The organism is Amycolatopsis sp. cmx-4-61 (genome assembly GCF_046548775.1).
Lineage (GTDB): Bacteria > Actinomycetota > Actinomycetes > Mycobacteriales > Pseudonocardiaceae > Amycolatopsis.
The window spans coordinates 180365-200381 of record NZ_JAEBEI010000007.1 but is presented as its reverse complement, the minus strand read 5'-3'; the positions used below and the strand labels follow the sequence as shown (position 1 = coordinate 200381).

The 20017-nt window shown below is 71.1% G+C and carries 18 protein-coding genes; 10 read left to right on the top strand and 8 right to left on the bottom strand.

The annotated features are described in order from the left end of the window. The first annotated feature begins 131 nt into the window (after positions 1–131). The 3 genes from clpX to ACLJOU_RS21910 are packed head-to-tail and all read left to right on the top strand — an operon-like array spanning position 132 to position 2862. Complete coding sequence (clpX, locus tag ACLJOU_RS21920; protein WP_004562779.1) at positions 132–1427, top strand: ATP-dependent Clp protease ATP-binding subunit ClpX; 1296 nt, start codon at positions 132–134, stop codon at positions 1425–1427. Between the two features lie 50 nt (positions 1428–1477). Beyond that, on the top strand, positions 1478–1888 hold the full coding sequence (locus ACLJOU_RS21915; RefSeq protein ID WP_410569519.1) for a hypothetical protein: 411 nt from the start codon (positions 1478–1480) through the stop codon (positions 1886–1888). A gap of 53 nt (positions 1889–1941) precedes the next feature. Then, positions 1942–2862 (top strand): anti-sigma factor RsbA family regulatory protein, encoded by a 921-nt coding sequence (locus tag ACLJOU_RS21910; protein ID WP_410569518.1) that lies wholly within the window; start codon positions 1942–1944, stop codon positions 2860–2862. A gap of 21 nt (positions 2863–2883) precedes the next feature. Here ACLJOU_RS21910 and ACLJOU_RS21905 read toward each other — a convergent pair whose 3' ends face one another. Together ACLJOU_RS21905 and ACLJOU_RS21900 are read right to left on the bottom strand one after the other, a co-directional pair. Further along, on the bottom strand, positions 2884–3837 hold the full coding sequence (locus ACLJOU_RS21905; protein WP_410569517.1) for an alpha/beta hydrolase: 954 nt from the start codon (positions 3835–3837) through the stop codon (positions 2884–2886). Positions 3838–3915: 78 nt separating this feature from the next. Then, the gene (locus ACLJOU_RS21900; protein WP_410569516.1) at positions 3916–4623 is read right to left on the bottom strand and encodes a TetR/AcrR family transcriptional regulator; all 708 of its coding nucleotides are present in this window, start codon (positions 4621–4623) and stop codon (positions 3916–3918) included. Between the two features lie 71 nt (positions 4624–4694). On the opposite strand from ACLJOU_RS21900, the gene ACLJOU_RS21895 reads away from it, so the two are divergent. After that, a complete protein-coding gene (locus tag ACLJOU_RS21895) occupies positions 4695–6134 on the top strand; it encodes a carotenoid oxygenase family protein (RefSeq protein ID WP_410569515.1) in 1440 nt (479 codons plus the stop codon). Positions 6135–6169: 35 nt separating this feature from the next. On the opposite strand, the gene fdhD is transcribed toward ACLJOU_RS21895, so the two are convergent. Beyond that, positions 6170–6994 carry a formate dehydrogenase accessory sulfurtransferase FdhD gene (gene fdhD / locus ACLJOU_RS21890; protein WP_410569514.1) on the bottom strand — a complete coding sequence of 275 codons (825 nt, stop codon included), beginning with the start codon at positions 6992–6994 and terminating at the stop codon, positions 6170–6172. A 103-nt stretch (positions 6995–7097) separates the two neighbouring features. Here fdhD and ACLJOU_RS21885 point away from each other — a divergent pair, with 103 nt between their 5' ends. The 5 genes from ACLJOU_RS21885 (at position 7098) to ACLJOU_RS21865 (ending at position 11666) form a co-directional block, all read left to right on the top strand. Next, the gene (locus ACLJOU_RS21885; protein WP_410569513.1) at positions 7098–8447 is read left to right on the top strand and encodes an OFA family MFS transporter; all 1350 of its coding nucleotides are present in this window, start codon (positions 7098–7100) and stop codon (positions 8445–8447) included. After that, positions 8447–8572 (top strand): hypothetical protein, encoded by a 126-nt coding sequence (locus ACLJOU_RS21880; protein WP_410569512.1) that lies wholly within the window; start codon positions 8447–8449, stop codon positions 8570–8572. Before ACLJOU_RS21885 ends, ACLJOU_RS21880 begins: the two co-directional genes overlap by 1 nt. Further along, positions 8569–9321: an SDR family NAD(P)-dependent oxidoreductase gene (locus tag ACLJOU_RS21875; protein WP_410569511.1), complete on the top strand. Its 753-nt coding sequence runs from the start codon at positions 8569–8571 to the stop codon at positions 9319–9321. The genes ACLJOU_RS21880 and ACLJOU_RS21875 overlap by 4 nt, the downstream gene beginning before the upstream one ends. Positions 9322–9369: 48 nt before the next feature. After that, the gene (locus ACLJOU_RS21870) at positions 9370–10794 is read left to right on the top strand and encodes an LCP family protein (protein WP_410569510.1); all 1425 of its coding nucleotides are present in this window, start codon (positions 9370–9372) and stop codon (positions 10792–10794) included. Between the two features lie 257 nt (positions 10795–11051). After that, positions 11052–11666, top strand: a complete 615-nt coding sequence (locus ACLJOU_RS21865) for a hypothetical protein (protein ID WP_410569509.1) — start codon at positions 11052–11054, stop codon at positions 11664–11666. A 6-nt stretch (positions 11667–11672) separates the two neighbouring features. Here ACLJOU_RS21865 and ACLJOU_RS21860 read toward each other — a convergent pair whose 3' ends face one another. The 5 genes from ACLJOU_RS21860 to ACLJOU_RS21840 form a co-directional block, all read right to left on the bottom strand. Continuing rightward, complete coding sequence (locus ACLJOU_RS21860; RefSeq protein ID WP_410569508.1) at positions 11673–13979, bottom strand: FdhF/YdeP family oxidoreductase; 2307 nt, start codon at positions 13977–13979, stop codon at positions 11673–11675. After that, entirely contained in the window at positions 13976–15325 is a 1350-nt protein-coding gene (locus tag ACLJOU_RS21855; RefSeq protein WP_410569507.1) for an MFS transporter, read from the bottom strand. Before ACLJOU_RS21855 ends, ACLJOU_RS21860 begins: the two co-directional genes overlap by 4 nt. Before the next feature lie 65 nt (positions 15326–15390). Next, positions 15391–15828, bottom strand: coding sequence for a MarR family winged helix-turn-helix transcriptional regulator (locus ACLJOU_RS21850; protein WP_410569506.1), 438 nt, complete (start codon positions 15826–15828; stop codon positions 15391–15393). A 101-nt stretch (positions 15829–15929) separates the two neighbouring features. After that, complete coding sequence (locus ACLJOU_RS21845) at positions 15930–16922, bottom strand: hypothetical protein (RefSeq protein ID WP_410569505.1); 993 nt, start codon at positions 16920–16922, stop codon at positions 15930–15932. A gap of 50 nt (positions 16923–16972) precedes the next feature. After that, positions 16973–17266: a hypothetical protein gene (locus ACLJOU_RS21840; protein ID WP_410569504.1), complete on the bottom strand. Its 294-nt coding sequence runs from the start codon at positions 17264–17266 to the stop codon at positions 16973–16975. A 58-nt stretch (positions 17267–17324) separates the two neighbouring features. Here ACLJOU_RS21840 and ACLJOU_RS21835 point away from each other — a divergent pair, with 58 nt between their 5' ends. Next, positions 17325–19946, top strand: coding sequence for a valine--tRNA ligase (locus tag ACLJOU_RS21835; protein WP_410569503.1), 2622 nt, complete (start codon positions 17325–17327; stop codon positions 19944–19946). Positions 19947–20017 lie beyond the last annotated feature (71 nt).

Here is a 20017-nt window from a genome sequence, read left to right as displayed (position 1 = left end):
CGCGGCATCGGACGGGTACCGTCAGTGGCAATGCGTGAGGCTCCGCTCGGTCACCCCGTGACCGCGGGTCGCACCGTCGCAACACACGTCAGGCGCGGAAACCCGCGCCGGAGGGGACGAGGTCAACGGCCATGGCACGGATCGGTGACGGCGGAGACCTGCTGAAGTGTTCTTTCTGCGGGAAGAGCCAGAAGCAGGTGAAGAAGCTCATTGCCGGCCCCGGGGTCTACATCTGCGATGAGTGCATCGACCTCTGCAACGAGATCATCGAGGAGGAGCTGGCCGAGGCCGGCGACGTCAAGCTCGACGAGCTGCCCAAGCCCGCCGACATCCACGAGTTCCTCGAGCAGTACATCATCGGGCAGGAAGACGCCAAGCGGACGCTCGCGGTGGCGGTGTACAACCACTACAAGCGGATCCAGGCGGACGACAAGGCCGGCCCGAAGGACTCCAAGGAGGAGTCGGTCGAGCTCGCCAAGTCGAACATCCTGATGCTCGGCCCCACCGGGTGCGGCAAGACCTACCTGGCGCAGACGCTCGCGAAGCTGCTGAACGTGCCGTTCGCCATCGCGGACGCCACGGCGCTGACCGAGGCCGGGTACGTCGGCGAGGACGTCGAGAACATCCTGCTCAAGCTGATCCAGGCGGCGGACTACGACGTCAAGCGGGCCGAGACCGGGATCATCTACATCGACGAGGTCGACAAGATCGCCCGCAAGAGCGAGAACCCGTCGATCACCCGGGACGTCTCCGGCGAGGGCGTCCAGCAGGCGCTGCTGAAGATCCTCGAGGGCACCACCGCCTCGGTGCCGCCGCAGGGCGGCCGCAAGCACCCGCACCAGGAGTTCATCCAGATCGACACGACGAACGTGCTGTTCATCGTGGCCGGTGCGTTCGCCGGGCTGGAGAAGATCATCAACGAGCGGGTCGGCAAGCGCGGCCTCGGCTTCGGCGCGGAGATCCGCACGAAGTCCGAGATCGAGGAGAGCGACGTCTTCTCCGACACCATGCCCGAGGACCTGATCAAGTTCGGGCTGATCCCGGAGTTCATCGGCCGCCTTCCGGTCGTGGCGACGGTCAACCACCTGGACAAGGACTCGCTGGTCAACATCCTGACCCAGCCCCGCAACGCCCTGGTGAAGCAGTACAAGAAGCTCTTCGAGATGGACAACGTCGAGCTCGAGTTCACCAAGACCGCGCTCGAGGCCATCGCCGACCAGGCGGTCCTGCGGGGGACCGGGGCCCGCGGGCTGCGGGCCATCATGGAAGAAGTGCTCCAGCCGGTCATGTACGACATCCCGAGCCGCGACGACGTGGCGAAGGTGGTCATCACCGAGCAGACCGTCCGGGAGAACGTGAACCCGACGATCGTCGCCCGGCAGCCGACGCGGCGCGCGCGCAGCGAGCGCGGCGAAAAGTCCGCCTGAGCCGGGCGTCTCCGGGCCGCGCCGGCCCGGAGACCCGACAGGAAAGCTGAATGACTGCTGATTCCCTCCCGGGTTCCGGGGCCGCTCCGGGCGGCGGCGTCCAAGCGCCGCCGCCGCCGGCCCCGGAACCCGCCGGAACTGCCCCGGCCGCGCCGGTCCTGGGGTTCCGCGAGCTGAGCGAACGCGTGATCGCGTCCGTCGCCGGCCGGTACCCGTGGCTGAACCGCGTGCTGATGGGCGTGCTGGCCGTGTTCACCGGCACGTGCGTCGTGGCTGTCGTGGCCCGGCTGTCGCCGTTGCCGCTGATCCCCGTGCCGCTGTTCGTCGTCGCGGCGTACGCGCTGCGGCAGACCCGCGGCGTGACCGAGCGTCGTCAGCTGGTCAACTGGGTGCTGCTGTTCGCCTTGGCGACCGTGGTCGGCTTCTGGCTGATTTCGGTCGTCGGCCGTTGGGTGGAGTGACTTCCCGACGTTCGCAGGGTTTGGCGTGCGGGCGTCTTGGGTATGCGCATCTAGTGGTAGATGCCCTCAGACCGTTCCGGCATCCGGCACTCTTCTATCGCGGTGACACCGAGTACCTCGACGGTGTCATCCCGTTCCTGCTCGAAGGCCTCGACCGGGGCGAACCCGCAGCGGTGGCCGTTCCCGGCCGCAACCTGCTGCTGATCGAGAAGGCCCTGGAAGACCGGGCCGGCGACGTCCGCCTGATCGACATGCAGCGGGCGGGCCGCAATCCCGGTGCCATCCTGCCGTCGGTGCTGCACGCCTTCGCGGCCGAGCACGACGGTCCGGTGCGCATCGTGGGGGAGCCGATCTGGGCCGGGCGCACGGACGCGGAGTACCCGGCGTGCGTGGTGCACGAAGCCCTCATCAACACCGCCTTCGCCGGGCGTGACCTGGCGGTCCTCTGCCCGTACGACGTCGGGGCGCTGGCCCTGCCGGTACTGGCCGACGCCGAGCGCACCCACCCCGAGCTGTGGGGCCTGGCCGGGCCGTTCACCAGCCCGCGGTTCGACCCCGACGGCGTGCGCGCGGACTTCACCCGGCCGCTCGAGCCGCCGCCCGGAGCGGTCGAGCGCGGCTTCGACATCGCGCAGCTGGCCTCGCTGCGCGGCTTCACGGAGATCTGGGCGGCCCGGCACGGCCTGCGCCGCCCCCGCCGCGACGACTTCGCGCTGGCGATCGCCGAACTGACGACGAACAGCGTCCTCTACGGCGGCGGCGCCGGCGTGCTGCGCCTGTGGACGGAAGCGGCGGCGGTGGTCGCCGAGGTCAGCGACGACGGCACGATCGCCGAGCCGCTGGCCGGCCGCATCCCCCCGACGGCCACCACCCTGGGCGGCCGGGGCCTCCTGCTGGTCAACCGCCTGGCCGACCTGGTCCGCACGTACTGGATCCCGGGCCGCACCACCACCCGCATCCACTTCGCCCGCTGAGGGAGCCGCGACCCACCCGAATCAGACGGCGCGGGGGACGTGCTTGCCGAGGAAGCTCACCAGGCTCGGCACCACCGTGCGGTTGAACGGGTCGCCGTGCTTGCCGTGGGCGGTGTGCGCGACCGCCGGGTGGGCCGCCTCGATGTAGCGGCGGACGCCGGTGATGAACGAGTCCTCCGTGCCGCACCAGATGCCGTTGGCGACGCCCTTGGTCTCGTCGACGTGGCGCAGCGGGTCCAGCGCCGTCCAGTCCTGGATGCCGGTGAAGATGTGCCGCTTGGCCATCTCCGGCCACGACGTGATCAGCGCCGGGGCCAGCGTCGCGACGGCGGCGGGCGGCTGGCGCCGCTCGACCCGGCGGCGCGTGTACACCAGGGCGCCGAACCCGCCCATCGACGCGCCCGTGCAGGCGAACGGCAGCCCGGTCGGCCCGGCGAAGCCGCGGGCCCGCAGCCACTGCGGGACCTCCTCCAGCAGCATCGCCATCGGGTCGTCCCCGGGGTGCACCTGGTGCCAGTAGTTGTCGCCGCCGTCGACGGCCACGAAGCCGTACGCCGGCACCGCCTTGCGGGCGACGTCGCTGGCGAGCTGCTTCATCGTGCCGGTCGGGGCCGCGCTGCGGGCGTTGCCGTGCAGGCCGTGCAGCATCAGCGACATCGGCAGCCCCTTCGGCGGGGTCTTCGACGGCAGGATGAACACCAGGTCGACCATCCGGCCGCGCGCCGCGGAGTACACCCGCTCGACGCGCGTGCTGCCCAGCTGGGTCGTCGGGTTCGACGACGTCACGCCAAGCGTCCGCTGCAGGGCCGGGGTGAACGGCAGCTTGCCGGTCGCGGTGCCGACGGCGAGGCCGGTCACGGCCAGCCCGGACGCGCCCGCGATCAGCACCGACCGGCGGCCGATCCACCGCCGGGCACCCTGGACCGCGTCGGCGACCCCGCCGGCCGGCTCCGCGTCCCCGTGTTGCTCGTTCATCCCGTTCTCCGTCCCCCTGCCCCTCTTCAAGGACGCCGCGCACCCGCTCCGCGTTCCCTCGCGTCCCCGCTCACCGGGTTATTCGTTCTCACCCTGCCCGGCGTTTCCGGTCCTCGCCCGCCAAGCCGCCCGCGCGGCCTCGGCCGAGCGACCGGCCTCCTCCACAGTGTCCCCGAGACCCACCGCCATGGTGATCCCGAGGGGGATCAAAATGTGGTCTATGCCCTGTTCACCGGGGCCGAAGTGCCCCGACGCCTCCAGTGTGACGAATCCGTGCAGCGCACTCCAGAGCTGCGCGGCGGCCTGGTACTCGTCGGTGGGCCGGAACCGGCCGGCCGCGATGGCCCGCTCGGTCGCCCGGACGATGTAGGTGAACGCCTCGAGCCCCTCCCGAGCGCCTTCGCGGCCTTCCTCGGTGGTCAGGTCGAACAGGGTCGCCCGCTTGCCGCCGGGCGCGGACTGGCCGAACGTCACGGCGAACAGCTGCGGCTGCTCGGCGACCGCCTGCCGGTAGGAGCGGGCCAGGCTGAAGATGTCCGCCACCGGGTCGCCGGTCTCCCCGACCTCGGCCAGCCGGCCGCTGAGCCGCACGAAGCCGGCCCGCGCGACCTCGTCGACCAGCGCGGCCATGCCCCCGAAGTGGGTGTACACCGCCATCGTCGAGACACCCACCTCCGCGGCCAGCTTGCGGGCCTGCAGGGCCTCGGGACCGTTCTCGTCGAGCAGCCGGATGGCCGCCTCGACGAGCCGGGCCTTCACGTCGGTCGCGCGCGGTTTGGGGCTCATGCTTGCCAGTATTCCATAACCCTGTTATACCTGGTTCTATAACCGAGTTATGGAAACCGTGGAGGGGTCACATGGGCAACAAGTTCCTCGAAGGCAACTTCGCCCCGGTCAGCCGGGAGCACACGATCACCGATCTCGCCGTCACGGGTGCGATCCCGGAGTTCCTCGACGGCCGGTACCTGCGCAACGGCCCCAATCCGCTGTCCGAAGTCGACCCCGCGGCCTACCACTGGTTCATGGGCGACGGCATGGTCCACGGCGTGCGCCTGCGCGACGGGAAGGCCGAGTGGTACCGCAACCGGTGGGTCCGCAACCCCGCCGTCGCCGCGGCGCTGAACGGCGAGGACGCGAGCCGGTTCTGCGGGCTGGACGCGCTCGGCGCCAACACCAACGTCATCGGCCACGCGGGCAAGACGCTCGCCCTGGTCGAGGCGGGTGCGCCGATCTACGAGCTGACCGACGAGCTCGACACCGTCGGCCGCTGCGACTTCGACGGCACGCTGCCGGGCGGCTACACCGCCCACCCCAAGCGCGACCCGCGCACCGGCGAGCTGCACGCGGTCTCGTACTTCTTCGGCATGGGGAACAAGGTCCAGTACTCGGTGATCGACACCGAGGGACGCGCCCGGCGCACGGTCGACGTCGAGGTCACCGGGTCGCCGATGATGCACGACTTCTCGCTGACCGAAACCCACGTCGTGTTCTACGACCTGCCGGTCACGTTCGACGCCGAGATGGCGGTCGCGGCCAGCGTGCCGACCGCCCTGCGGACGCCGGCGAAGCTCGTCGTCTCGGCCATGGTCGGCAAGGTCCGCGTGCCGGACCCGGTGACCGCGATGATGGCCCGCAAGATCGGCGCGAACGGCGGCCTGCCGTACCGCTGGAACCCGAAGTACCCGGCGCGGATCGGCGTCATGCCGCGCGAAGGCGGCAACGGTGACGTCCGCTGGTTCGAGGTGGAGCCGTGCTACGTGTTCCACCCGCTCAACGCCTACGACGACGGTGACAGCATCGTGCTCGACGTCGTGCGCCACCCGAGGATGTTCGACACCGAACTGCACGGCCCGGGCGAAGGCGGCCCGACGCTGGACCGCTGGACGGTCGACCTGGCCGCGGGCAAGGTGCTGGAGGAGCGGCTCGACGACCGCGGCCAGGAGTTCCCGCGCGTCGACGAGCGCCTGGTCGGCCGCCGCCACCGCTACGGCTACGCGATGTCGGCCGACGGCGGCGCGGAACCGGGCGGCGCGCTGTACAAACACGACTTCCACACGGGTTCCCGGGCCGAGCGCGCGTTCGGCGCGGGCAAGCAGCCGGGCGAGTTCGTGTTCGTCCCGCGCCACGAGGACGCGGCCGAAGACGACGGCGTCCTGCTCGGGTTCGTGTTCGACCCGGCGACGCAGCGCAGCGACCTGACGATCCTGGCCGCGGAAACGCTCGAAACGGTGGCGGCGATCCACCTCCCGGACCGCGTGCCGCACGGCTTCCACGGCAACTGGGTCGCCTCTGCTTAGGTGTACTGCTCAGGTGCACGGCCTAGGGGTACGGCCTAGGTCAGGATGCGGTGGTCGCCGGTGTAGAGGTTCATCGAGTCGCCGCGCAGGAACCCGACCAGGGTCATGCCGTTCTCCTCGGCCAGCTCCACCGCCAGCGAGGACGGCGCCGAGACCGCGGCCAGCAGCCCGATGCCCGCCATCGCGGCCTTCTGCACCAGCTCGAACGACGCGCGCCCGGACACCAGGAGGCCGTGGCCGGGTGCCGGGATCCGGCCGTCGAGGACGGCCCAGCCGAGGACCTTGTCGACCGCGTTGTGCCGTCCGACGTCTTCGCGGACGACGTCGAGCTGGCCGTCCGGGGTGAACAACGCGGCCGCGTGCAGGCCGCCGGTGGTGGCGAACACCTTCTGGCGGGCGCGCAGCGCGTCCGGCAGGCCGGCCAGGGTTTCGCTCTTCACGGCGAAGGCGGCCGAAGCGGGGGAGAAGCGGGTGCGGAGCTTGACCGCGTCGAGCGCGGCCTTGCCGCAGACGCCGCACGACGACGTCGTGTAGAAGTTGCGCTCGACGCCGGTGTCCGGCGGCGGCACGCCGTCCGCCAGCGCGATGTCCAGCACGTTGTAGGTGTTGCGGCCCTGGTCGTCGACGCCGTCGCAGTAGCGGGCGACCGCGATGTCCTCGCGGCCCCCGATCACGCCTTCGGACAGCAGGAAGCCGTGCGCCAGTTCGACGTCGTGCCCCGGCGTGCGCATCGTGACGGCCAGCGCCCGGCCGCCGACGCGCAGCTCCAGCGGCTCCTCGGCGGCCAGCGCGTCCGGGCGGCGCCGGTCCCCGGTCGCGGAGATCCGCCGCACCGGCCTGCGCACGGTCACCCTGCCCATCGGCACACCTTTCCCTGCCCGGAAGTTTGACACTCGCATAGTGCAACACCGGCTATTTAGTAATACATTCCCTTCACCACCCCCACTCTAGGAGAGGGTTCCGATGGCTCTCGGCTTCCTGGACCGTTCCCGCATCGTCGCACCCCCCGGCTGGACGCGCTGGCTGGTGCCGCCGGCGGCCCTCTCGGTACACCTGTCGATCGGGCAGGCCTACGCGTGGAGCGTCTTCAAGACCCCGCTCGAGAAGACGATGCACCTGAACGGCACCCAGAGCTCGCTGCCGTTCCAGCTCGGCATCGTCATGCTCGGGCTCTCCGCCGCGTTCGGCGGCACGCTCGTCGAAAAGAACGGCCCGCGCTGGGCGATGTTCGTGTCGATGTGCTGCTTCGCCAGCGGATTCCTCATCTCCGCCCTCGGCGTCGCGACCGGCCAGTTCTGGCTGGTCGTCGCCGGTTACGGCGGGATCGGCGGCATCGGGCTCGGCATCGGCTACATCTCGCCGGTGTCCACGCTGATCAAGTGGTTCCCCGACCGGCCGGGCATGGCCACCGGCATCGCCATCATGGGCTTCGGCGGCGGCGCGCTGATCGCCTCGCCGTGGTCGTCCTCGATGCTCGGCACCGCCCCCACCGCGAGCACCATCGCGACGGCGTTCCTGATCCACGGCCTCGTCTACGCGGTGTTCATGTCGATGGGCTGGCTGTTGATTCGGGTTCCGGCCGACGACTGGAAACCCGCGGGCTGGGAACCGAAGACCGACCACGGCCGGGCGATGATCAGCACGGCGAACGTCTCCGCCGCCAACGCCATCAAGACGCCGCAGTTCTGGTGCCTGTGGGTCGTCCTGTGCTTCAACGTGACGGCGGGCATCGGCATCCTGGAAAAGGCGTCGCCGATGATCCAGGACTTCTTCAAGGGCACGTCGACGCCGGTGGGCGTGGCCGCGGCGGCCGGGTTCGTCGCGCTGCTCTCGCTGTGCAACATGCTCGGCCGGTTCGTCTGGTCGTCCACTTCGGACATCGTCGGCCGCAAGAACATCTACCGCACCTACCTCGGTGTCGGCGCGCTGCTGTACCTGGTGATCGCGCTGACGCAGAACTCGTCGAAGGTGGTGTTCATCCTCTGCGCGATGGTGATCCTGTCCTTCTACGGCGGCGGGTTCTCGACCGTCCCGGCCTACCTGAAGGACCTCTTCGGCACCTACCAGGTCGGCGCGATCCACGGCCGGCTGCTCACCGCGTGGTCGGTCGCCGGTGTGCTCGGCCCGCTGATCGTCAACCGGATCGCGGACAGCGAAAAGGCGGCGGGCAAGTCCGGCCCGGACCTCTACCAGCTGTCCTTCTACATCATGATCGGCCTGCTCGTGGTCGGGTTCGTGGCCAACGAACTGGTCCGCCCGGTCAAGGAGAAGTACCACGAGCCGGTTCCCGAGGCCGTGAGGAGTGAGGCGTGATGACCGAACCGTCGAGCAAGCCCGGCCGGGTGCCGCTGATCGTGCTGGCCTGGGCGTGGGTGGTGATCCCCTTCGGGTACGGCGTCTACCAGCTGTTCCTGAAGCTGGTCCAGCTGTTCGGATGAGCCGCGGGGTGCTCGTCACCGGCGCGTCCCGTGGCATCGGGCGCGCCGTGGCCGAAGCCTTCGCGGCGCGGGGCGACCGGATCGCCGTCCACTATGGACACCGGGCCGCGGACGCCGAAGCCACGCTCGGCGCATTGCCGGGCGAAGGCCACCTGCCGATCGGCGGCGACCTCGCCGACCCGGAGGCCGCGCGGCGCATCGCCGACGCGGCCGAGGCCGGGCTCGGCGGGGTCGACGTGCTGGTCAACAACGCGGCCGTCGCGCCGTCGGCCGACACCGCGCACCGCGTCGCCGACGTGTCCTATGCGGACTGGCAGCGGATCTGGCGGCGCACCGTCGACGTCAACCTCCTGGGCGCCGCGAACCTCAGCTACTGCGTGGCCCGGCACCTCATCGGGCGCGGGGCGCCGGGCCGGATCGTCAACGTCGGCTCGCGCGGGGCGTTCAAGGGCGAGCCGGACCACCCCGCGTACGGCGCCGGCAAGGCCGCGTTGCACGCGCTCGGCCAGTCGCTCGCCGTCGCGCTGGCCCCGCACGGGATCGCCGTGACGTCGGTGGCGCCCGGCTTCACCGCCACCGAGCGGGTGGCGGACCGGATCGACGACACGCTGCGCGCGCAGAGCCCGTTCGGCCGGGTCGGCACGCCGGCGGAGGTCGCCGCGGCCGTCGTCTACCTGGCCTCGGCCGAAGCGACCTGGGCTTCCGGGGCGATCCTCGATCTCAACGGAGCCTCGTACCTGCGGATGTGACCCCGCTCACCCGTGCAGCGGATCCGGGTGCCCGTGCGTCGAGGGAGCGTGCATGTTCTGGGCAGGATCGCCGTCGCCGGGCTGGCCGTGGTCGTCTTCGGCGGCACGGCGTACGGCTACGCGAACCTCCACGCCCTCGACCAGGTCTCGCGCGACAGCGTCATCGACGCCGACGGCGAGACGAAGCCGGGCGAGCAGCCGGCCGACGGCTCGCTCGACATCCTGCTCGTCGGCCGGGACTCGCGTGCCGACCAGCAGGGCAACCCGCTGCCCGCGGACGTGCTGCGCGAACTGCGGGTGGGGGCCAACGGCGACGACCTGACCGACACCCTGATCGTGCTGCGCATCCCGAACGGCACCAAAGAGGTGAAAGCGTTCTCCATCCCGCGCGACAGCTACGTGTCGATGCCGGGCGGGAAGGGAAAGATCAACGCCGCTTTCGGGCGGGCCAAGGCCACCGAAGCACGACGGCTGCGCGAAGCGGGCGAGACCGACAAGACCAAGATCAACCAGAGTGCGGTCACGGCCGGGCGGCGCGCGACGCGGCAGGCGGTCGAGGACCTCACCGGGGTGAAGATCGACCACTTCGCCGAGGTCAACCTGCTCAGCTTCTACGAGATCAGCAAGGCCGTCGGCGGCGTCGACGTCTGCCTGAAGCGAGCCACCAAGGACGAGAACTCGGGCGCCGACTTCCAGGCCGGACCGCAGCGCGTCTCGGGCGCGGACGCGCTCGCCTTCGTCCGGCAGCGCGACGGCCTCCCGGGCACCGACCTCGCGCGCGTCCGCCGCCAGCAGGTGTTCCTGGCCGGCCTGGCCCGGCAGGTGCTCTCGGCGGGCACGCTGGCCGACCCGGGGAAGCTGTCGGACCTGATCGACGCGGTGAAGCGCTCGGTCGTGCTGGACGACTCGTGGAACCTCCTCGACTTCGTCGCGCAGATGCGCGGGGTCAGCGGTGGCGGGATCCGGTTCGCGACGATCCCGGTCGGCAACGTCGACTACCGGTACGACCCGGCGAACCCCAAGGCGACGGCGGTGCAGGTCGATCCGGCCGCGGTGAAGGCCTTCGCGGCGAGCCTGGTCGGGAGCCCGGCCCCGGCCGCACCGACCGCACCGGCCGAGCCGGCCGGCGCGGTCACCGTCGACGTCTCCAACGCGAGCCCGAAGGAAGGCCTCGCGGTCCGCGTGGCCGGGGTCCTGCGGGACAAGGGGTTCACCGCCCGCGCGGCGGGCAACGCGGACCGGCGGCGGACGTCGCTGGTCCGGTTCGGCCCCGACCTGGCCGGGCGCGGCGCCGAGGTGGCGAAGCTGCTGGGCGGCCTGGCCGCGCAGCAGTCGGCGTCGGTGCCGGCCGGGCACATCGAAGTGGTGCTCGGGACGGTCTACTCCGGCCCCGGCGTCGCGGGCGGCGGGGGCGCTCCCGCGGGCGCCGCGGACGACCCGATCACGTCGAACGGCGTCGTCTGCGTGGACTGACCCGCCCGCGAATTGCTCCGCGGCGAAGTGTCGGATTTTCCGCCCGATCCCGGAAATGCGCGGGAATTTCCCGCACGCACCGGCCGGGACCGGACCACGGTGGACCACCAGGGTCATTGGTCTTGACGCTGCCGCACTGGTGAGGCAGGGTGCGGTGACCGTCGGCGGATCAAGACCACGTCGCGGCCGGAAAGTTCACCCGATCGGTGCGCGATCCGGAAACTCAATTTCAGGGAATACGGAAAGTCCGGGAATTTATGCGCAGCAGCGTTGCCCGGGGTGGGTGGATCCTGCCCGTCCTCGCGTCAGCCGTTCTTTGTGCCGGGTGCCAGTCGGCGTCCGCTTCGGTGCACTACCCGGGCGCGATCGACGCCTGCCGGCTGCCCGGGCCGAACGCGCAGGCGCAGCTCGCGCCCGCGACCGTCGAGATCCCGCCCGACTCGGTGAAGACCGCCGAGCCCCGGGTGATCCCCGACGACCACGCCAGCGACGGCAACGAGGTCACCACGTGCCGCCGCCTGTTCGCCCGCGCCCTCGGGGGCGGGAAGCCCGACCTGCAGGACTACCGGCTCGTCACGATCGCCGTCGTGCGGTTCACGCAGTCCGACGCCGACGAGGCCGCCGCCAAGGCCACCCAGCTGATGACCGACGCGCTCGGCGACCACTCGGGCGTCCGGCTCGCCACCGGGGTCGGTGACGAGGCCGGGTTCTCCGAGCAGTGGGCCGCCGTCCGGACCGGGAACGTGGTGCTGGGCCTGGCCATCGCCGACGGCGGGACCGAGGCCGCGCTGATCCCGGCCGCGACGCTGGACAACGTGCAGGCCGTGGTCACCGACATGACCGGCACGCTGCAGCGCGACTACCAGGGCTGAGGTTCCTCAGGCCGGGACTTCGAGCCGCACGACGACGGCCTTCGACACCGGCGTGTTCGACCGGTCCGCCACCGAGTCCAGCGGCACGAGCGCGTTCGCCTCCGGGAAGTACGCCGCCGCGCAGCCGCGCGCGGTCGGGTAGGCCACGACCCGGAACGCCGGGGCCCGGCGGTCGCCGTCGCGCCATTCCGAGACGAGGTCGACCAGGGCCCCGTCGGCCAGGCCGAGCGCGGCGAGGTCGGCCGGGTGCACCAGCACCACGCGGCGGGCGTTCTCGATCCCGCGGTAGCGGTCCGAGAGCCCGTAGATCGTGGTGTTGTACTGGTCGTGGCTGCGCATCGTCTGCAGCAGCAGCCGGCCCTCGGGGGCCTGCGGGTACTCCAGGTCCGACACCGTGAAGTTGCCCTTGCCGTTCGCGGTCCCGGTGAACTCGCGGGAGTCGCGCGGGGCGTGCGGCAGCACGAACCCGTCCGGCTCGCGGACGCGGCGGTTGTAGTCCCGGCAGCCCGGCACCACCCGCGAGATCCGGTCGCGGATCAGGTCGTAGTCGGTCTCGAACGTCCGCCACGGGACGGCGTGGGCCGCGCCGAACAGCTTTTCGGCCAGCCGGCAGACGATGGCCACCTCGGAGAGCAGGTGCTCGCTCGCCGGCTCCAGGCGTCCGCGTGAGGCGTGGACCTGGGACATCGAGTCCTCGACCGTGACGAACTGCTCGCCGCTCGCCTGGACGTCGCGTTCGGTGCGGCCCAGCGTCGGCAGGATCAGGGCGCTGCGGCCGGGCACGACGTGCGACCGGTTCAGCTTCGTGGACACGTGCACGGTCAGCGAGCACGAGCGCAGGGCCTTCCCGGTCAGCTCCGAGTCCGGCGTCGCCGAGGCGAAGTTGCCGCCGACGGCGAAGAACACCTTGCCGCGGCCGTCGCGCATCGCCCGGATCGCGTCGACGGTGTCGAAGCCGTGGTCGCGCGGGACCTCGACGCCGAACTCGGCCGAGAGGGCGTCCAGGAAGGACTGCGGCATCTTCTCCCAGATGCCCATCGTCCGGTCGCCCTGGACGTTCGAGTGCCCGCGCACCGGGCACAGGCCGGCGCCGGGCTTGCCGATCATGCCGCGCATCAGGGCGAGGTTCGCGATCTCGGAGATCGTCGGCACCGCGTGCTTGTGCTGCGTGAGCCCCATCGCCCAGCAGTAGATCGTGCGCTCGGAGGAGGCGATCATCCGAGCGACCCGGTCGATCTGCGGGCGCGGCAGGCCGGTCGCGCGCTCGATCTCGGGCCAGTCGATCTCCCGGAGGTGCCCGGCGTAGTCGGCGAAGCCGTCGGTGAGCCGCTCGACGAAGTCGCGGTCGACGATCGTGCCCGGTGCCTGCGCGTCCCAGGCCAGCAGCAGGTGCCCGACGGCCTGGAACAGCGCGAGGTCCCCGCCGAGGCGGATCTGCGCGAATTCGTCGGCCAGCGGCGTGCCCTTGCCGACGACGCCGCGGACGTTCTGCGGGTTCTTGAACCGCATCAGCCCGGCTTCCGGCAGCGGGTTGACGGCGATGATCTTCGCGCCGTTGCCCTTGGCTTGCTCGAGCGCCGAGAGCATCCGCGGGTGGTTGGTGCCCGGGTTCTGCCCCACGACGACGATGAGGTCGGCCCGGTGGATGTCGGCGAGGCTCACCGAGCCCTTGCCGACACCGGTGGTGGCCGACAGCGCCGCGCCCGAGGACTCGTGGCACATGTTGCTGCAGTCCGGCAGGTTGTTGGTGCCGAAGGAGCGCACCAGCAGCTGGTAGAGGAACGCGGCTTCGTTGCTGGTGCGCCCGGAGGTGTAGAAGATCGCTTCGTTCGGGTCGGTCAGCGCCCTGAGCTCGCCCGCGACGAGCTCGAACGCGTCGTCCCAGGAGATCGGCTCGTAGTGCGACGCGCCCTCGCGCAGGACGAACGGTTCGGTGATCCGGCCCTGCTGGCCCAGCCAGTAGTCGGTCCTGGTCTCGAGCTCGCCGATCGGGTGCTTCGCGAAGAACGCGCGGTCGACCCGCCGTTTCGTGGCTTCCTCGGCGACGGCCTTGGCGCCGTTCTCGCAGAACTCCGCCAGTTTGCGCTTCTCGCCGTCGGCTTCGCGGGGTTCCGGCCACGCGCAGCCGGGGCAGTCGAAGCCTTCCCGCTGGTTCAGCAGCCGCAGCGCCTTGATCGTCCGCCCGGTGCCCAGCTGCTCGACGCTGCGCGCGAGCGACACGGCCACCCCGGGCACCCCGGCGGCCCACCCCTTCGGCTTGCCCACTTCGAGGCGGGTTTCGTCGACGTCCTGCACCGGCGCATCACGGGTCATGCGCCCATCGTGCGCCCTGATGATCGCCGGACGCCACGAGGGGGCCAGGCCGTTTCCGCCCGCAGTCCGCGGTCGGCGACGGTGACCACCAGCAGCAGTCCGCTGATCACCACCAGGGCGACGGCCAGCCGGTGCAGGCCCGCGGAATCCGCGTGCGGGCCGTAGCACAGCGCGATGAGCGTCGAGGCCACGATCGCCCCCAGGTACTGGGCCGTGCGGAACAAACCGCTCGCCGTGCCCATCTGGTCCGCGGGGGCCTCGCGGTAGAGCGTCGTCTGGTTCGCCACGCTGGTCAGGCCCTGGGCCAGGCCGAACAACGCCGCCAACGCGAGCAGCGCGCCCACCCACGTGCCGTCGTGGACCAGCAGCAACAGCGCCGAACCGCCGGTCAGGGCCACCGCCACCGTCACCAGCCGGGCCTTGATGCCGGACGCGCGCCCGGAAAACGCCGCGGCGCAGACGGCCGTGCCCGACATCGGCAGCAGCATCAGCCCGGCCGCTTCCTCGGACAGCTGCCGCGCTGTTTCGAGCCACTGGACGTACCCGAACATGATCGCGTAGATGGCCATGAAGCTCAGCGCCTGCCGCAGGTAGGTCCGCAGGATCGCGCGGTTGGCCGCCAGCATCCGCAGGTCGAGGAACGGCGTGTCGCGCCGCAGCTCCACCAGCGTGAAGGCGGTCCCGAACGCGGCGACGACGGCGAGCAGCCACCCGTCGGCACCGGGGTCCATCAAGAAGAACAGGAGCGCGAGCAGGGTCGCCGAAAACAGCGCGATGCCCAGCACGTCGATCCGGGTGGCGGTGCGTGCGCCGCGGTCGTCCTTCGGCACCCACAGCAGGGCCAGGACCAGCGACAGCCCGGCCAGCGGGATGTTCACCGCGAAGATGGCCGGCCAGCCGAAGAGGCCGATCAGCACGCCGCCCAGCGTCGGCCCGATCACCATCACCGTCTGCGCCGACATCGACAGCACCGACAGCACCCGCGCGGGGACGCCTTGGCCGTGCGCCTCGGCGTGGTGGCGCAGCACGGCCATCGCGGCCGGGAACCCGGCGCACGTGCCCAGGCCGAGGACCACGCGGACGCCGGTCAGCCAGCCGACGGAGAGCGGGAGCATGCCCGCGACGCCGGCCACGATCACCAGCGAAGCCCCGCCGAGCAGGACGCGGCGGGCACCGTGGCGGTCCACCAGCAGGCCGACGACCGGCTGCCCGACCGCGGTGGCCAGGTACAGCGCCGAGATCAGCCAGGCGGTCTGGCCGGGGCCGGCGCCGAAGCTCCGCCCGATGGGCACGAGCGCGACGGCGATGAGCGTGGAGTTGATCGGGTTGAGCACCGCGCCGGCCACCAGCGGGGTGACCAGGCGCGCGCCGAACTTGGCGGGAGCGGTGAGGGTGGTCGTGAGGAGCTCCTTCAGTGTTCTGCGACGCGCTGCAGCAACGGCAGCGCGCGGGTGACGGCGTCGAGCTCGGCCGGGGACAGCTCGTCCAGCAGCGCCTGCGCCAGCCACTCGTCGCGGTTCTGCTGGATCCCGCGCACGGTGTCGCGGCCGGCGTCGGACAGGCTGATCACCACGCGGCGGCGGTCGGCCGGGTCGGGCGTGCGGGCGAGGTAGCCGAGCTCGTCGAGGACGCCGAGGGTGGCGGCCATCGACTGCTGCCGCACGTGCTCGGCGGCGGCGAGCTCACCTTGGGTGGCCGGGCCTTCACGGTGGAGCCGGTGGAGCACGGCGGACTGCGACGGCGTCAGGATCCCGGCGTTGTCGACGTGGCGCAGCCGGCGGTGCAGCTGCCCGACGACCCCGCGGATCCAGCCCGCGCTCTCGGCCACGTGCGGAGGTACTTCGCCCATGCGCACAGTTTAACTGTGCAGTCCAGACTGTGCATCTGGCTGTGATCGAACGAGGCTGTGATCGAACGAGGCTGTGATCGAACGAGGTTGTGATCGAACGATCAGTTGCATCCGTCGAGCGAGGGCATCGGGTACTTCGGGTCGTAGTAGCCCGGCGCGTCCTGGTCGCCGGTCGGCGGTGTGGACGACGACGGGTTCGCGTAGCCGGGGGCCAGGTAGCCTTCCTTGGCGGCGGCGCAGCCCACCGACGAGAGGGCGCTCTGACCGCCGTCGAGCCACAGGCCCAGGCTGGACTTCGCGACCCGGGAGCCGGTGACCACCACGTAGGTCTCGTCGACGCGCAGGAAGCTCACGATCTCGTTCGGGCTGGTCAGCGACCTGGGGTGGGCGTTGTCGAAGGCGTAGGCGACGACGTACTTCGCGTCCACGGCCAGCTCGCCGGGCTTGTCGCCGGCGCGCGCGGTGAGCGTGCCGAACGTGCGGGGGCCCGCGTCGAGCAGGTGGTAGCCGTCGGCGATCTCGGTCACGTAGGCGTCGAAGCCGCCGTCCTTCGAGGGCTTTTCGGCGAGCCTCGGCACGAGCTGATCGCGCTGGTCGGGAGCGAACCCGGCGAGGAAAGCTGCGGTGTCGTGCCGGTAGAGCACGGCCGGGTCCAGGTTGGCGGCGAAGATGGCTTGGCGCACCTTCGCGTAGGCGTCCGCGACCGCGTCGGCCTTGAAGGCCCCGACGGCGGCCGGGGCGGGTGACGTGATGCCGTCGAGGCCCTTCGGCCAGACGTCGGCGGGGGTGTGCGCGTACGGCCGGGCCAGGTCGACCGGAGCGACGTCCGGCACCGACGTCGGGTTCGGCGGGGCGGCGTCCTCGGCGGGCCGCCGGCCGAGCAGGACGATCGCCGTGGTGACCACCGCGAGGACCAGCACGAACACGGCGAAGCCCCACCAGCGGCGGCGTGGGCCGCGCGCGGCACGCCGCTGCTGCCTGCGGAACTGCTTGCGGTCCTGCTTCGAACCCAGCCAGGCGTCGGTCTGCGCGTGCTTGCGCCACTCCGGGTCCATCAGGTCCGGGTGCCTGTCGAGCAGGTTCTCTTCGTCCACGTGCTTCCCCCCAAGGTCGACGCCTGATCATCGACGGGGGCACGCGAGTGTTACCCGAAATACGCGAATTCGTTGACGCCGACGCCCTGGAGCTGGTGCACGATGATCGCCGCGGCGACCAGCCCGACCACGATGAGCAGGGCCAGCACGCCCGGCCAGCGGCTCTGCCCCGGCTGCCGGTAGCCGCCCGCACGGCGCTCGCGCTTGCGGCGCTTCTTGAGGTCCTTCTTCGCGCCCAGCCAGGCGTCCCGTTCGGCGTAGCGCTGCCAGTCCGGGTTCACCAGGTCCGGGTGCGTCTCGATGCGCCGGTCGTCCGGCTCCTGCGGCTGCTGAGGCTCTGCCATCGTCCGAGTGCCTTCCCCCTGGGTGACCCGCCGTGACGGGTTCGTAGACTTGTCCATTGTGACCGAGAACGCTCCGCAGCAGACCACCGACCTTCCGGGTGCCTGGGACCCGGCCGCCGAGGAAGCACCGATGTACGACCGCTGGGTAGCGGCCGGGTACTTCACGGCCGACGCCTCGTCGGGGAAGCCGCCGTTCTCGATCGTACTGCCGCCGCCGAACGTCACCGGCTCGCTGCACATGGGCCACGCCCTCAACCACACCCTGATGGACGCGATGAGCCGCCGCCGTCGCATGCAGGGCTACGAGGTGCTGTGGCTGCCGGGCATGGACCACGCCGGCATCGCGACGCAGAACGTCGTCGAACGGCAGCTGGCCGGCGAGGGCCTTTCGCGCCACGACCTGGGCCGGGAGAAGTTCGTCGAGCGCGTCTGGGAGTGGAAGGCCGAGTACGGCGGCAAGATCCTCGGCCAGATGAAGCGCCTCGGCGACGGCGTCGACTGGTCGCGCGAGCGCTTCACCATGGACGAAAACCTGTCGAAGGCCGTCCAGACGGTGTTCAAGAACTTCTACGACGAGGGCCTGATCTACCGGGCCGAGCGGATCATCAACTGGTGCCCGCGCTGCCAGACGGCGCTGTCGGACATCGAGGTCGACCACAACGACGACGACGGCGAACTCGTCTCGATCCGCTACGGCGACGGCGACGGCGCGATCGTGGTGGCGACGACCCGCGCGGAGACGATGCTGGGCGACACCGCGGTCGCCGTCCACCCCGACGACGAGCGGTACGCGCACCTGGTCGGCACCGAGGTCGAGCTGCCGCTGACCGGCCGCCGCATCCCGATCGTGGCCGACAAGCACGTCGACCCGGAGTTCGGCACGGGTGCGGTGAAGGTCACCCCGGCGCACGACCCGAACGACTTCGAGATCGGCCGCCGCCACGACCTGCCGATGCTGACGATCATGAACGAGCGCGCGGAGATCACCGCGCCGGGCCCGTTCGAGGGCCTCGACCGGTTCGAGGCCCGTCCGGCCGTGGTCGCCGCGTTGCGCGAGGCCGGCCGGATCGTCGCGGAGAAACGGCCGTACGTGCACGCGGTCGGGCACTGCTCCCGGTGCGACACGGTCGTCGAGCCGCGGCTGTCGCTGCAGTGGTGGGTCAAGGTCGAGGAACTGGCCAAGCTGGCCGGCGACGCGGTGCGCGACGGCCGCACCAAGATCCACCCGCCGGAGCTGGGGAAGCGGTACTTCGACTGGGTCGACAACATGCACGACTGGACGATCTCGCGCCAGCTGTGGTGGGGGCACCGCATCCCGGTGTACTACGGCCCGGACGGTGAGGTCGTGTGCGTCGGCCCGGACGAGCAGCCGCCGTCCGGTGAAGGTTGGACGCAGGACCCGGACGTGCTGGACACGTGGTTCTCGTCGGGCCTGTGGCCGATGTCCACGCTGGGCTGGCCGTCGTCTTCGTCGGATCTGGAGAAGTTCTACCCGACGAGCGTGCTGTCGACGGGCTACGACATCCTGTTCTTCTGGGTCGTCCGGATGATGATGTTCGGCGTGCACCAGATGGGCGGCAAGCAGCCGTTCGACCACGTGTACCTGCACGGCCTGATCCGCGACGCGCAGGGCAAGAAGATGTCGAAGTCGCGCGGCAACGTGATCGACCCGCTGGAGTGGATGGACGCGTACGGCGCGGACGCGACCCGCTTCACCCTGGCCCGCGGCGCTAACCCGGGCGCGGACATGGCACTGGCCGACGAGTGGGCGGCGGGCTCCCGCAACTTCTGCACGAAGCTGTGGAACGCGACGAAGTTCGCGATGATGAACGGCGCTTCGGTCGCTGACCCGTTGCCCGCTGCTTCTTCGCTGACCGAAGCCGACCGCTGGATCCTGGGCCGGCTGAGCGCGCTGGTGTCCGAAGTGGACGGCCTGTTCGAGGACTTCCAGTTCGCCAAGGTGGCGGGGGCGCTCTACCAGTTCACGTGGAACGAGCTGTGCGACTGGTACCTGGAGCTGGCGAAGGTCCAGCTTTACCAGGGCGACGAGGCGCGGGTTTCCGCGACCCGGTCGGTCCTGGGGCACGTGCTGGACACGGTGCTGCGGCTGCTGCACCCGTTCATCCCGTTCATCACGGAGAAGCTCTGGACGGCGTTGACGGGCGGTTCTTCGGTGGTGGTCGCGGCCTGGCCGGTCGCGGTCGAGGGTTACGCGGATCCCGCGGCGGACGCCCGGATCGCGGACGTCCAGAAGCTGGTGACGGAGATCCGCCGCTTCCGCGCGGACCAGGGCCTGAAGCCGGGCCAGAAGGTGGCGGCCCGGCTGGCGGGGTACACGGGTGGTCACGAAGAGGCGGTCCGCTCGCTGGTGCGCTTGACGGCGCCCGCTGACGACTTCGCGGCGAGCGCGTCACTGGAGGTGGCCCTGGCGGACGGCGTGGTGACGGTGGAGCTGGACCTGTCGGGCACGGTCGACGTGGCCGCGGAGCGCAAGCGGCTCCAGAAGGACCTCGCGGCGGCGGAGAAGGAGCTGTCGCAGACGGAGGCCAAGCTGGGCAACGAGGCGTTCATCGCGAAGGCCCCCGAGCAGGTGGTGGCGAAGATCAAGACCCGCCGCGAGACGGCGGTGGCGGACATCGACCGGATCACCGCGCGGTTGGCGGCGCTCCCGGCTTCCTGAGGTAGTCCCTGACGAGCCCGGCACTTTCACGTGGAAGGTGCCGGGCTTTGTCGTGAAGGCTGAACCGGATG

Coding starts and splice junctions, on each gene's coding strand:
- ACLJOU_RS21860 (WP_410569508.1), bottom strand. CDS start 13,979: ATGACCCGTGATGCGCCGGTGCAGGACGTCGACGAAACCCGCCTCGAA.
- ACLJOU_RS21905 (WP_410569517.1), bottom strand. CDS start 3,837: ATGAACGAGCAACACGGGGACGCGGAGCCGGCCGGCGGGGTCGCCGAC.
- ACLJOU_RS21850 (WP_410569506.1), bottom strand. CDS start 15,828: ATGGGCGAAGTACCTCCGCACGTGGCCGAGAGCGCGGGCTGGATCCGC.
- ACLJOU_RS21900 (WP_410569516.1), bottom strand. CDS start 4,623: ATGAGCCCCAAACCGCGCGCGACCGACGTGAAGGCCCGGCTCGTCGAG.
- clpX (WP_004562779.1), top strand. CDS start 132: ATGGCACGGATCGGTGACGGCGGAGACCTGCTGAAGTGTTCTTTCTGC.
- ACLJOU_RS21895 (WP_410569515.1), top strand. CDS start 4,695: ATGGGCAACAAGTTCCTCGAAGGCAACTTCGCCCCGGTCAGCCGGGAG.
- ACLJOU_RS21915 (WP_410569519.1), top strand. CDS start 1,478: ATGACTGCTGATTCCCTCCCGGGTTCCGGGGCCGCTCCGGGCGGCGGC.
- fdhD (WP_410569514.1), bottom strand. CDS start 6,994: ATGGGCAGGGTGACCGTGCGCAGGCCGGTGCGGCGGATCTCCGCGACC.
- ACLJOU_RS21865 (WP_410569509.1), top strand. CDS start 11,052: ATGCGCAGCAGCGTTGCCCGGGGTGGGTGGATCCTGCCCGTCCTCGCG.
- ACLJOU_RS21840 (WP_410569504.1), bottom strand. CDS start 17,266: ATGGCAGAGCCTCAGCAGCCGCAGGAGCCGGACGACCGGCGCATCGAG.
- ACLJOU_RS21880 (WP_410569512.1), top strand. CDS start 8,447: ATGACCGAACCGTCGAGCAAGCCCGGCCGGGTGCCGCTGATCGTGCTG.
- ACLJOU_RS21885 (WP_410569513.1), top strand. CDS start 7,098: ATGGCTCTCGGCTTCCTGGACCGTTCCCGCATCGTCGCACCCCCCGGC.
- ACLJOU_RS21875 (WP_410569511.1), top strand. CDS start 8,569: ATGAGCCGCGGGGTGCTCGTCACCGGCGCGTCCCGTGGCATCGGGCGC.